General features: G+C 54.5%; 9 protein-coding genes. 6 read left to right on the forward strand and 3 right to left on the reverse strand.

Annotated features, from left to right (window positions below; all coding sequences use genetic code 11):
- Positions 1–738, forward strand: a 738-nt coding sequence (gene wecB, locus IGR76_12325; GenBank protein ID MBF2079273.1) for a UDP-N-acetylglucosamine 2-epimerase (non-hydrolyzing), incomplete at its 5' end; no start/stop codon positions are given.
- Positions 739–1,591: 853 nt separating this feature from the next.
- Positions 1,592–2,044 carry a hypothetical protein gene (locus tag IGR76_12330; protein MBF2079274.1) on the forward strand — a complete coding sequence of 151 codons (453 nt, stop codon included), beginning with the start codon at positions 1,592–1,594 and terminating at the stop codon, positions 2,042–2,044.
- Here the strand turns inward: IGR76_12330 and IGR76_12335 are convergent.
- Positions 2,041–6,975 (reverse strand): translocation/assembly module TamB domain-containing protein, encoded by a 4,935-nt coding sequence (locus tag IGR76_12335; GenBank protein MBF2079275.1) that lies wholly within the window; start codon positions 6,973–6,975, stop codon positions 2,041–2,043. The two genes, IGR76_12330 and IGR76_12335, sit on opposite strands and share 4 nt — an antisense overlap.
- Before the next feature lie 221 nt (positions 6,976–7,196).
- On the opposite strand from IGR76_12335, the gene IGR76_12340 reads away from it, so the two are divergent.
- From IGR76_12340 to IGR76_12355, 4 genes are all read left to right on the forward strand, one after another.
- A complete protein-coding gene (locus IGR76_12340) occupies positions 7,197–7,589 on the forward strand; it encodes a DUF3110 domain-containing protein (GenBank protein MBF2079276.1) in 393 nt (130 codons plus the stop codon).
- Between the two features lie 5 nt (positions 7,590–7,594).
- On the forward strand, positions 7,595–8,548 hold the full coding sequence (murQ, locus tag IGR76_12345; protein ID MBF2079277.1) for an N-acetylmuramic acid 6-phosphate etherase: 954 nt from the start codon (positions 7,595–7,597) through the stop codon (positions 8,546–8,548).
- 729 nt (positions 8,549–9,277) lie between these two features.
- A complete protein-coding gene (locus tag IGR76_12350; protein MBF2079278.1) occupies positions 9,278–10,765 on the forward strand; it encodes a site-2 protease family protein in 1,488 nt (495 codons plus the stop codon).
- A 3-nt stretch (positions 10,766–10,768) separates the two neighbouring features.
- Positions 10,769–11,569, forward strand: a complete 801-nt coding sequence (locus IGR76_12355) for a hypothetical protein (GenBank protein ID MBF2079279.1) — start codon at positions 10,769–10,771, stop codon at positions 11,567–11,569.
- Here the strand turns inward: IGR76_12355 and dusA are convergent.
- Both dusA and IGR76_12365 read right to left on the reverse strand, forming a co-directional pair.
- Positions 11,543–12,580 carry a tRNA dihydrouridine(20/20a) synthase DusA gene (gene dusA, locus IGR76_12360; GenBank protein MBF2079280.1) on the reverse strand — a complete coding sequence of 346 codons (1,038 nt, stop codon included), beginning with the start codon at positions 12,578–12,580 and terminating at the stop codon, positions 11,543–11,545. The two genes, IGR76_12355 and dusA, sit on opposite strands and share 27 nt — an antisense overlap.
- Positions 12,581–12,799: 219 nt before the next feature.
- Positions 12,800–12,937, reverse strand: a 138-nt coding sequence (locus IGR76_12365) for a hypothetical protein (GenBank protein ID MBF2079281.1), incomplete at its 5' end; no start/stop codon positions are given.

The following is a 12,937-nucleotide window of genomic DNA, read 5'->3' on the forward strand; positions in this document are numbered from 1 at the left end:
ACCGATGACCTTTTGAATCCTTTTCCCGAAGAAGCCAATCGTCGCCTGATCTCTCAAATTACGCGCCTCCACTTTGCCCCCACCAGCACCGCCGTGGGGCATCTGGAAGCCTCTAGCGTGGTCGGTGCGATTCACCACACCGGAAATACCGTCATTGATGCCCTCCTCGCCGTCGCCAAACAACAGCCCGATTGTCCGATTCCGGGCCTGGACTGGAGTCAGTATCGGGTGATGCTATCAACGGTGCATCGCCGTGAAAACTGGGGTGAGCCGTTGACCGATATTGCCCACGGTTTTCTGCAAATCCTAGACAAGTTTCCCGATACCGCCCTGCTCCTACCCCTCCACCGCAATCCCACCGTCCGGGAACCGCTAAAGGCCATGCTGGGCGATCATCCCCGTGTATTCCTGACGGAACCCTTGGACTATCGGGAGTTGGTCGGCGCGATTCAACGGTCTTACCTCCTGCTTACTGATTCCGGCGGCCTCCAAGAAGAAGCCCCTAGCCTAGGGAAGCCCGTCCTGGTGTTGCGCGAAACCACCGAACGTCCGGAGGCGATTACGGCGGGTACGGCAAAGCTGGTGGGTACAGACTCCGCCACCATTGCCCAAGCGGCGGCAGAATTGCTGAGCAATCCCGATGCCTACAACGCGATGGCCAATGCGATCAATCCCTTTGGCGACGGTCAGGCCAGTGCGCGAATTCTCCAGATTGTGCGGGCGTATTTTGCAGAGTAGGGACGGTCGATTCTCTTGCAGAGACGTTGCGCGATCGCTTTTGCACTGGAGGTGTTGGGGAATCTCTGAGAATTGAATCAGTGACAGGTTCTCGACTATGACTCAATCCAATGATTTACCCAATCGGATGGATCGTTGAGCCGTGGCGCATTGGAGACTAGCCGCAATGCCTTGGAAGTTAGCCGTCGCACTAGTGAATCGATTGCACCACTAGGGGCTGCGATCGAACGCATGGATCGGTTATACCAATTCTGAGTTTTGAGTTCTCAGTTTTGAGTTATGAATGCGTTGCACCATCAGGGATGTCAGCCTTTCATGTGTAGTCGGAATTTTTGAAATTGGTATTACTGGACTCCCTCATGCGACGTGACCAGGCACAAGAACAGTAACTGAAAGAACAGCGATCGCACCCTCCTTTCACCGTGCGATTCTGCTCCGCAGAGGCTTCGCCAACGCGCTTGCTACTTGCGGGGTAGGGCGATCATACTTGCCGTTGGTGGATGAGGCAAGTGTGCTTCAGTGCTATTTCTGAGCAAGTATAGCTGTTGCAAGCTAACCGATATGGCTAGCGCTATAAGTATCACGAAATGGAGGGTTCCTGTGGGCTTTCACCCCGAAAGTGGGCATATTCAAAGTGCAGTCGTTCCCCGCTTCACCTATGCGTTGCCTCTCATCCGCCCCGTCCTAATCCTCTCTTTCCCCTGTTAGTCCTGATGGCGATCGCCAAGCCTCCCTTTTTGGAAGCCGCACCACCGTCAGTCCATTCCGTACCCGTGCTAGGGGGCGTGACGTCGCCCGCACATCCGTTCTCAAGCTGATCAACGGCGACAAACTCAGTGATGATGAACGGAAGTTGGCTAAACTCGTCAATCGCTACCGAGCCAATCACGACCTCCCCAAAATCCCCCTCTCAAAAGCCCTCACCATCGTGGGCAATCGCCATGTGCGCGATCTCTACAAACATGACGGACTTAATGGATCGCTGCATTCCTGGAGCGATGCCCCCTACGATGCCAAGAACCCCGATACCTATCCCGCGATGTGGGAGGCTCCCCAAAGGCTCAAAACAGGCTATCCCGGCAATGGCTACGAAAATGCCTACGGCGCATCTGGGTTTCCTGTGACCCCCAAAGGCGCATTTCAGGCATGGAAAAATAGTCCGCCCCATAATGCCGTCATGCTCAACGAAGGCATTTGGGCTAACATCTCCTGGAATGCCCTTGGCATCGGCATTCACAAGGGGTTTGCCGTGCTATGGTTTGGCGGTGAATCTGACCCTACTGGAAAGCCCGCACGAGAGTCTTAGAATCGCGAACGATACTCCAAAATCAAGCGATTATCACCTTCTAGCGTGGTCGAACCCCGCACTGACATCTGATCGTTGATGCGGTAGCGCAAACCAAACTGGGTGAGGTCGCTGGCTGTCACCACCTGGACAATGGAGGCTGAAAGATTGTTGGTGATATCCAGGCCAACCTCTGCCGCCAAGCCCAGCGTTGACGATTCGCTGCGACCTGAGAGAACCTCAGTGGGATAGAGCCGGAAGGACGTGACCCCCAATCGGTTAGTAATAAAGTTTTGGAAATCAGACAGGAATGCGTTGCTAGCAAGGTTGGCGAGTATCAGGGTTCCGTTCCCCTGCTCCAGCGCACTCAACGTTCCACCCCCGATCAGGGCGATGATCTCAGTTTCATTGCGGCTTGGTTCACTGGTGAGGGTCAGCTCATCAAACAATCGGCTGGCAGGCCCCTGGACGGCAGCTTGCACCCGCACCGTTTGCAACGCGCCATAGTTGGTGGCAGAGATGACAGGGTCAACAATTTCTGACCCCGAAAAGGGAGAGGATGCCGTGATCACTGGAGGACGCAAAACCTCTGGGACAGTCGCAATCAAGCGCACATTCAGATAGGGATCGAGGCCGTTGCCGGGTTGGAAAACGGCGGTTTGGGGAAATTGCTCGCTGGGGCGCGCCAAATTGAACTGCGTGACGAAGATGTTGACATACCCGCGCTCCAGTTGCACCACGCCATCGGGCTGAATGGAATCCAAGGGGCCGTTCATGGTGAGCTGGCCGCTAGCGACAAAGTTAATATCGGGCTGATTGCGGCTGATTCGGAAGTCATTACCCAACATGACCGTCAAATCCTTCAACTGCGGCGGAATAAATAGGGAGCGCCCACTGACTTGGGCTTGGGCAACATCGGTGGGGGGTTGGGGCTGAACCAGGAACAGATTGCCATTACTCACTTCGACCTGTCCGCCCACAACCGGGGAAAGAACCGCTCCTGTTAGCACTACTCGCCCGTCAACGTTGCCTTTAAACAGGTTCTGGTAATCCACCACCAAATCATTGAGCACGAGGGTTAGGGGATAGGTTTCAGGGTTAGGCGGGAGGGGAGCTGTGAGAACGGGAACTCCACCTTCGTCCCCTTCCGGTCGTTCCGTTGGCGGGGCAAAGACGGGGACAGCAATTGAAAAGAAGCCCCCCGCCTCAATGCTGCCCTCCCCATAGTCGCCACTGAGCGATCGCACAATCAGGCGATCGCGCCCAAAGTCTACCCGCGCATCTAGGTTCGTGATCGGTTCTGGCAACGTAGGCGAGGTAATGATGGTGTCATTAAGAGCAATCTGTCCGTCAACTTCGGGCTGTGAGAGCGTTCCATCGACATCCAGTTCAACCGTGCCCTCGCCGCCTTCCCAAGCGATTGTGTCCGTAAATAGATTTAAGAGCGCTAAGCCATCATCTTTGACGCGAACGCTCAGACTAATATCGTCGCTCGTTGGCTCTACTGTCATAAAGGGCAGGGCATAGGGAATGCTGCCTGTTGCTCGAAGCGGCTCAGGCTCTTCCACAACAAAACCACCTGCATCGGCAATCTGACCGATCGCCATATTGCCAATGAAATTCAATCGGGCGTTGTTATAGTTCAGTCGTAAATCTGCCGACTGAACCGGAGTTCCCCGAAGGCTGCCATCTTTGAGGGTGACTTCGCCCACCGCCTGCGGATTCGCAATGCTTCCCGATAGCGCTGCATTGGCATCAAACGTGCCATCGATATCAAGAGGGATATCCACAAAATTGCGCAATAGTGCCACCGGAACATCTTCGGCAATCACCTGCGCCGACTGCTGTTCGCCGCCGATCCGTCCCGTCACATCCATGGCACCGTCATCATAGGTGAGGCGCAGTGGCAATAGCGCTAGTACGCCATCTTCAAAATCACCAATGGCGGTGACCGTATCGACGCGGTAATTTCCCCAACTCCAGTCCGCCCCAGCGAGATTAAAGTTCGCCTTTAACCCCTGCTGAGGGCCAAACGACAGACTGACTGCACCTTGAAACTGACCGTTGGCATCCGCGAGGGGGGGCAGTAGTGACTTTTCCTGGGCTAACTGTTGCTGCTGTTGCAGTGCCATGATTTCCACAACGCGGCGCACCTGATTCAGGATGGAGACATCGGTTGTGTTAACAGGCGACGGGACAACATCAGCGGCGGAGGCATAGCTTGGCGCTGCCAGTCCACGGGCAAAATCTTGAATGTCAAAGAAATGGAGCGTGACGAAGAGATCTTGGAGATCGCCCTGCTCTGCGAGGATTTCGGCGGTTAAGGGTACGTCTCGCTGGGGATCGTAGACGCCACTCAGCAGATACCGACTGGTTCCCAATAACAGTTCGCCTTCCCGAACTGCGGCAACACCATCCTGGTAGCGCACCTGTCCGCTCAGTTTATCCACATTGATGTAGCCCAAGGATGGCTCGGCAACCACGACGTTGGCGAGGAATGAGGGATTTTGCAGGTCTTGAATATTCGCCGTGAAACTGCTGTTCAGTACACCGCGCACGGGGCCAACGCCTTGGTCGCCCGCTGGAACGTAGTCCAACATGGCCAGATCCAGATTAACAAGCGTTCCGGTTAGGCGATTGTCTACGGTTTCGGCTTGGGCGATGGTGTCTTGATTCTGGAGGTAGAAATCCGTTGGTAGGAATCGATCGTTGAGACGCACGGCAATGCGATCGCGATCGCCCGCCACATCCAGATTCAGTCCTTGCCCCCAGTTAAAGGCTATATCGCCCGCCAGGAAGGGTTCAAAGGCAAATTGATTCACCGCGAAATCTTGCAGCGCCAGGTTGCCATTGACCTGCGGGGCTGTTCCCGTACCTGTAATCCGCCCATCGAAATCGGTGCGTCCGGCTAAGGCCACTTGAGAGGCGATCGCCCCTGGCAACACTTGCTCTAAGGGCTGCAAATCGAAATCTTGGAGCAGCACGTTGAAGTCCAGTGCCCCGATCGGATTGGCCTGACCTAGCGCGACTTCGACCATGCCATCCGCCGCAAAGCCCGGAGCCGTAGTTTGATGAATCTGGAGGCGATCGCCCAGCCAGCTAAATTGAGCATCCAGCGGACGATCGAGCAGATAAATTCCCTCCGAGAAGGAGGCATCCCCGGTGGCGCGAATGGCGGCAGGGCTAAGGTCATTCAGCGTTCCCGTAAGGTCAACATTTGCGGAAAGAACGCCCTGGAGTCGATCGGAAAACTGATCCAGAGGCACACCTGCCGCATTCACCGCTGCCTGCCAACTGCGATCCACCAGGGAGGCTAAACCGGATGCGGTGACCGTGCCCCCTGCGACTTGGGCGATCGCCTCTTGAAGCTGTACCTGCTGATTGGCATAGCGCACCTGTCCCCGTGAGGGATACGTACCCGCCGGAGCCGACCAATTGAGAATCGCCTGAATCGCCTGGGGATTCGCCAACGGACCAAACAGTTGTAAATCCGCGTTGACGGCTCCGATGGTGGTGTTGGCAGGCAATGAGGCTCCATAGCTCGTCAAAAAGCTATCCGCAGGCAGGTTTTGGGCAATCAGGTCGAAGACCAAGCCTCCGGATGGCCCCAGTTGGATATTGCCCCGGCCAGTGACCAAGCCTCCCTCGACCGGAACCGCTTGAATGTCAGCAAAGTCGATGCGCCCTGGCGTGACGGCAAACCGAGTGCCCACCGCGCTCAGGGCAATTTGATCGATCTCGACCGTGCCCCGATTTCGCACGGCTCCTGCTAAACGGAGATCCTGGAAGGGGCCTGTAATCTGAACATCCGCTTCAAACACGCCAGACGCGTCCACGGGGGCGGTGATGCCTGCCGTTTGTTCCACCTGCGCAATGGACACCGAAGGCAGCCGCACCGCCAAATCCAAGCCATTGTCCAAATCCACAGTGCCGCCCGCTAACGCTTGAATATCGCCGTAGCGGGCTTGGGCGTCTTCAATCTCAACTTGGCGATCGCGAAACATCAGCCGAGCCTCGGCATCGGTAATCAGCTCTGGCACATTCTCAATATCCGCCACTAACCCCTCAATGCTGGCAGTGCCATTCACTCGGACATCGGGCAGATTCTTCAAATCCAGGTTGACAACCAAATTAGAATTCAGCGTACCGTCTTTAATGGTCAGGGGAAGACGCACCAGGGACGCAACATCGGCGGCGGACAGGTCATGGCTACGAGCCACCAAGTTCAGGGCATCTTGATTGAGGTTCGCTTGCCCCTGGATCGCTAACTCCCCGCCGCTAACAGGATTGCCCTCAAGCTCCAGCGCAATCAGCTTATTCTCCTCCCGCAGCGTCATCTTTCCGTCCAGATTCTCAACGGTGACGACTTGCGGTGACCGGGTTTCTGGGGGAGCCTCTTCCGAAATCGTCGCCCACGGGAAGGGCTGGAGCGAAATCTCGCCCTCCTGCACTCGAATGGTGTCTAGTCTGATAATGCGAGGCGCATCGGGATCGATGGTGATGGTGGGATTCACCCACGCGCCGTCTTCGGTCTGGTCGAGAAAGGCGTGCGGGCGCACTAAATCCAGATCCAGGGTAAGAACCCGATCGGTTAGAAACTCCAGGGGATTAAACCGGGCGATAACTTTCTCGATGACAACCGTATCGTTATCTGTGTCCGTTGGTGGAAGCGACGATTCACCAAATTCCAAGTGGGTGAGCGAAAAGCTTTTGACAGACCCCACCTCTACCGGACGATTAACAATGTTTTCCAGGGAGGTTGCGACCATGGGCGCAAGCCGATTCTGTACAAACCAAACGCCTAAACCAACAACGCTGACCGTACCCACAACCGCAATGCCGCCCACCGCATAGAGGCTACGACGCAGCAGGCGGTGGCGACGATTGAGAGATGATGGCTGGAATTCCTCCGATGAGGAGGGGTCTCGATCTGGAGGGGGAAATTGGGTCATTGCACCCTCACGCCTTAAAGTGGCCTAACTCGCTAAAACTTTAGCCCAGAACCTCTAATGGCACAATGCCACCGCAACATTTCAGGACGTGCAACCTGGATATTTCTATTCACGACGATGCACAGGCCAAGAGTATCCCAATACGATCCTTAAATTTTGCGGCCCTAGGGGTCCCCTTCGCCGCTAAGATAGACAGAACCGCATTCTGTGTTGTGAATCCTATGCGCGTGTTTGTGCTGCTGTTCAATGCCGGGACGGATAACGAGGGCATCCATACGCTCAAGATGGGCGATCGCAATATTGTGCTGATGTTTGAGCAAGAAGAAGACGCTGAACGCTATGCCCTAATGCTAGAAGCGCAGGATTTTGGCAGTCCCAGCGTTGAATGTTTTGAGCTGGACGATATCGAAGAATTCTGCACTGGGGCAGGCTATAGTTGCAAACTCGTCCATGAAGGTGTATTGGAACTTCCACCGGAGGCGAATGTGGAATCGCCCGATTGGAACCCTGATGCTGAACCTGAAGAAACGGCTAAAACCGGAGATGCTAGCAATTACGAGCTTTCCTCCTCCGAACTCGATCGCATTCGTCGTCAGCTTGAAGGCTTGTTGTAATTGTTATGGCTGATTCTGACGCGATCGCCCCCAACGCCTCCCCCTCCCTCACCGAGCGCGGCCATCTGCTCACCGAACAATCCAATCCCCACAGCGCCAATCTCGATCAGCTCAGCACCTTAGAACTGGTTGCCCTGTTCCATCAAGAAGATAAACGAGCCGTTGAAGCGATGGCGGCGATTCAGGTAGAGTTGGCGGCGGCCATTGATCGCACGGCAGATGCACTGCGTCAGGGGGGACGCCTCATCTACATCGGCGCGGGAACGAGCGGTCGGCTAGGTGTACTAGATGCTGCCGAGTGTCCGCCTACCTTTTGCACGCCACCGGAGATGGTTCAGGGCATTTTGGCCGGGGGACGCGATGCTCTAGTTCGCAGCTCGGAAGGACTAGAAGACCGGGCAGAGGATGGCGCAGCGGCGATCGCTCAGCTTGATATTGGCGATCGCGATATGGTCGTCGGGATTACGGCAGGCGGAACCACCCCCTACGTCCACGGTGCCTTGCATGAGGCCAAACAGCGGGGAGCTACCACGATTTTTCTGGCCTGTGTGCCCGCTAACCAGGTTTCCATCGACGTGGATATCGATCTCCGCATTCTCGTGGGGCCAGAAATCCTAGCCGGATCAACCCGCTTGAAAGCGGGAACGGTGACGAAACTGGCACTCAATACCCTTTCGACGGGAGTGATGGTGAAGTTGGGCAAGGTCTACGGTAACCGGATGGTGGATGTTGCCGTGACCAACCAAAAGCTGCACGATCGCGCCCTGCGGATTTTGCAAGACCTGACCGGACTGAACCGCACCGAAGCAGGCGTATTGCTCGATCAGAGCGATCGCCATGTGAAGCAGGCATTACTGATGCACTGGACAGGGCTAGATTCAGAAACAACTCAGGCCATGCTAGCAATGCATCACGGAAATCTACGGCAAGCGCTTTTAGCCGTTAGCGATTCTCATTAAAAGTGACCCACACAGGCATCACCCTCAATCAAGTTTTTTGTTTCACCAGAAAACATATCTTTTAGTATTAGGAAGCTAGCTTGCATCTATGGGATGAGCGATCGCCTGACCGTGAGGTCATCAATAAAAGGACTATAAAAGGACTATCTGCCATGACTAGCCTATCCATAGATTTGACCGTAACTTTCAAGGGGGTATTGATCTGAAGCAACAGGATGTTACAAATCAGTTGCCTCAGATTTTGGACTATGCCTAGCCGCGATGTGTGACTTTTATAGAACGCTTGCAAAGACTACCCTCACCCTAGCCCTCGCCCGTTGGGAGAGGGAACTGGAAATGTCCGAAAGCCCTTCTCCTTGGGGAGAAGGGTTGGGATGAGGGCCAATTAGTTGCACATCGCGTATGCCTAGGTTTGTTACTAGGATATTAATCCTTGCATGCTGTCTGTTTGGGGTCATTATCAGAGGCAAAAGTTCCTCGTTTTACACCGATAAAATCGATGTATGAATCGCAACCTCTGGAGGTTTTTTTGGCGTTGCTGATTCCAGGTATGAACCGATGGCTGCAATGACTGGAATCTCGTTCAGTTTTTAGCGAATTCATACCGCTATTCAGCAACGCCGTTTTTTATCGGTTCACGATAGGCTAAGGTATTACGACTTTTTCAGCTTCAAAACTCTGCCACGGTCTACTCGCCGTGTTGCCCTATTGAGATCGGCTTAGATGATCATGACTGCTCTGATCCTGCTTGTTGCACTTGGTATTTTAGGGTGGGGATACTATCGTTCCCGGCCCTTCGGCAAATTAGGACTGTTATCATGGCTTCAATCCGTTGCCATTATGGTGCCGTGGTTGGTGTTTTTTGGTCTTTTTGCCGTTGGTATTGATCTAAACTTGGCGGGAATTCTGTTAACGCTGTTGATTTCTACCGGGTTTTACATCTATCTGGGGCGTCAACTGCGTGAGGTGGCTCAGCAATCTACCCTGAATTCCACACCGAAACCTGAAGCAGATTCGGAATCGGAGCTGGGCGATCGCCCAAGCGCAGCGGCAGATGAAATGCCGTCGCCATCCGCCAAATCTGAAATCACAGAGGGCGTTACCAATCCCATTCCCGCCGAAGATCTCAAAGCTATTCAGGGCATTTTCGGTATTGATACCTACTTTTGTACTGAAACGATTCCGTACCAAGAAGGGGCAATCTTCCGAGGCAATCTGCGGGGGGATGCCCCCACGGTTCATGCTCAGCTATCCCAACAGCTTCACGACAAGGTGGGCGATCGCTACCGTCTCTTTTTAGTTCAGGGAGGGGAGAAAAAGCCCGTGGTGATCATCCTGCCGAGTAGGACGGATCCGAAAACCACGACCTTGCCCCAAAAAATCTTGGCCGGGGTCTTATTTCTTGCCACCATTGCCACCTGTATCGAAACGGCAGGGTTACTCCAGGGCTTTGATAGCTTTAGCAGCTACGATCGAATTCCAGCTGCTATCCCCGTCGCGTTGGGAATTTTAGCGATCTTGGTGGGGCATGATCTGGGTCATCACGTCATGGCGCGGCGGCATCAGGTTCGTATCAGTCTGCCGTTCTTTATTCCCACCTGGCAAATCGGCTCCCTCGGATCGTTTTTTCGATTTGAGTCCTTATTGCCGAATCGCAGCATTTTGTTTGATATTGCCTTTGCAGGGCCAGCCGTCGGCGGTATATTGTCGCTGATCCTGCTGGTTACAGGGCTGATCTTGTCTCAGGGGGCGGGCGTCTTCCAACTTCCGTCTGAGTTTTTTCAGGGGTCAATCTTAGTCGGTATGCTGGCTCGCATTGTCCTGGGCGATGCCTTGCAGCAGCCGATGATCGCTATTCATCCCCTAGTCATTGTGGGATGGATTGGTCTGGTGGTGACGGCTATTAATCTAATGCCTGCTGGACAACTTGACGGAGGACGCATTGTACAGTCGATTTATGGGCGCAAAGTCGCACAATGGGGTACGGTTGCTACCCTAGTGGTATTGGCAATCGCCTCGTTGGTGAACTCCCTAGCGCTCTATTGGGCGATTGTGATTTTTGTGTTACAGCGAGATTTGGAACGTCCGAGTCTGGAAGATATTTCTGAGCCAGACGATGCGCGTGCAGCCCTAGGGTTGCTTGCATTGTTCTTAATGGCAGCAACATTACTGCCCGTAACGCCTAGCCTAGCCGGGCGGCTTGGGATTGGAGGTTGAGACATGACCACAATTATTCCACCTGTTTTGCTTATTTTGGATCTCAGCATCCTATCCTCGACTTCAACGCGAGAATGGATGGGCTTTTCGAGGGTGGGAACGTGCATTATTCCGAAGATTATCTACGAAGAGCTGAGATTCCTGTCTGATCGTGCGCCCGACCCGGATTTGGAGCGAGTTGCCCGTGATTTCCAGCGTTTGTATAAGGAAAGTAACTGGAAAGTATCGGATGTGGTAGCCTACCATCCGATGTTGAAATCGGCGACGGGAGAAGCCTACACCAAGCGGGTGCGGCTAGCGCTAGCGGTATCACGGACGGCCTACGGGTTGTCGCAGGAGAATACGGCAAAGTTAGTCGTGCTGGCGGTGAGCGATCGCAATTTGCAGCAGAAAATCTATGACATGCAGATTCCCAACCTGTGTGCGATTAACGGGCCAACGCTACTCCAGTGGAGTCAGACGGGGCAACGACCGATTGCCGTGATCCAAAAAATTCAGCAAATGCGGTCGGGGGGACTTTTGCCCGATGCTGCCCATCGTGGAACCCCGACCCGGATTCAAGGCCAAACGAATATTCAATCTGGGACTAAAAAGCATACTGCCCCTCGGAGTGGAATTCCGCAGCCCTATGTGGAAATGCCCCACTGGATCAAAGACCTCGTGTCGACTCTGTTGGCTCTGGGGGCATTGGCGTTTGCGGTGGGGTTGTTCTGGTTTTTGATCAAGCACGCCAATTCTCAGTACGCGGCTCCGCAGCAAAACTCAACTCGAACCGTGCTACTGGAACAAAGCCACTGCGTTTAGAGAGGCCACCTGGGTTACGAGTGCCAGCGCTTCTTCAATAACCTCTGCCCCTGCCCCCGGTTGAGAGGATTTCTCCGTGAGGTGTCGTTTCCAGGCACGACTACCGGGCTGTCCGGCAAAGAGTTGCAGCATGTGGCGGGTCATGGAGCTGAGCTTTATGCCTCGTCCCGTCCAGTAGTCCAGATAGGGCATCATGGCTTGGGCAACGTCGATGCGGGTTTGCGTCGGTGTATCGTCGCGAAAGAAGCAGCGATCGCTCTCGGCAAACAGATAAGGATTGTCGTAGGCAGCTCGACCAATCATCACGGCATCGACATGGTTCAAATGGGCGTCCGCCTGCTCCAGCGTGAGAATGCCGCCATTAATCTCAATCCAAAGCTGGGGAAAATCCTGCTTCAACCGATAAACGTCTTCATAGCGCAACGGCGGCACGTCCCGGTTTTCCCTTGGGCTTAATCCCTTTAACCATGCTTTGCGGGCATGGACACTAAAGTGCTGACATCCGGCCTCCGCCACGGTGTGGACAAAGGTCACCATATCCTCGTAGCGATCGCGATCATCAATGCCAATCCGATGTTTGACCGTAACCGGAATCGAAACCGCTGCCCGCATTGCCGCCACACACGTTGCAACCCGTTCCGGCTGAGCCATTAAACACGCGCCAAAGTTGCCGCTCTGAACGCGATCGCTCGGACAGCCGACATTTAAATTCACCTCGTCATAGCCCCACTCTTCCGCAATCCGGGCACACTGGGCGAGTTCCTGCGGATTATCGCCGCCGAGTTGTAGGGAAATGGGATGTTCCTCTGGGGAAAAGCCCAGCAGTTTGTCGCGATCGCCATGAATAATCGCGGCAGTGGTCACCATTTCGGTATACAGCAGCGTATGACGGGTAATGCAGCGCATGAAGTAGCGAAAATGGCGATCGGTGCGATCCATCATCGGCGCAACGCTGAGGGGATAGCCCGTTACCGGGGGGGAAGGGATCGGAGGAGACGGGTTAGCAGTCATTAGCAGTCAAAGGAGTCATGGGATAGATCAGAGCAGCGGGACGAGGGCGGTAGGCGTTATGTCAGTTTTGAGCTTTGAGTTTTGAGATGCGTGACGCCGTTGGTGATTTCAGTATTGGAACTCTAGCGGTCACCTCAGGAATCGGTATTAGGGGGTCTTGATCTCGACAATTGGGAAAAGACGGCGTGATTTTGGCAATCGGCGGGTTATGGCCTTACCCTAGCGTTGAGAGGGATTCGATGGGGGAGCTGAGGGTGCAGCCTCCGGTGAAGGTGACGCATCGGGCGACGACTCTGCGGCAAACGGATCAATCTGTAACGCATCGGCGGCAGAAACCCCATCTCCCTGGTAGCCAAA

The organism is Synechococcales cyanobacterium T60_A2020_003 (assembly GCA_015272205.1).
Taxonomy (GTDB): Bacteria; Cyanobacteriota; Cyanobacteriia; order RECH01; family RECH01; genus JACYMB01.

Excerpts from the sequence above, each read along its gene's own strand:
- IGR76_12335 (MBF2079275.1), bottom strand. The coding sequence starts at position 6,975 with ATGACCCAATTTCCCCCTCCAGATCGAGACCCCTCCTCATCGGAGGAA.
- IGR76_12350 (MBF2079278.1), top strand. The coding sequence starts at position 9,278 with ATGACTGCTCTGATCCTGCTTGTTGCACTTGGTATTTTAGGGTGGGGA.
- IGR76_12340 (MBF2079276.1), top strand. The coding sequence starts at position 7,197 with ATGCGCGTGTTTGTGCTGCTGTTCAATGCCGGGACGGATAACGAGGGC.
- murQ (MBF2079277.1), top strand. The coding sequence starts at position 7,595 with ATGGCTGATTCTGACGCGATCGCCCCCAACGCCTCCCCCTCCCTCACC.
- dusA (MBF2079280.1), bottom strand. The coding sequence starts at position 12,580 with ATGACTGCTAACCCGTCTCCTCCGATCCCTTCCCCCCCGGTAACGGGC.
- IGR76_12355 (MBF2079279.1), top strand. The coding sequence starts at position 10,769 with ATGACCACAATTATTCCACCTGTTTTGCTTATTTTGGATCTCAGCATC.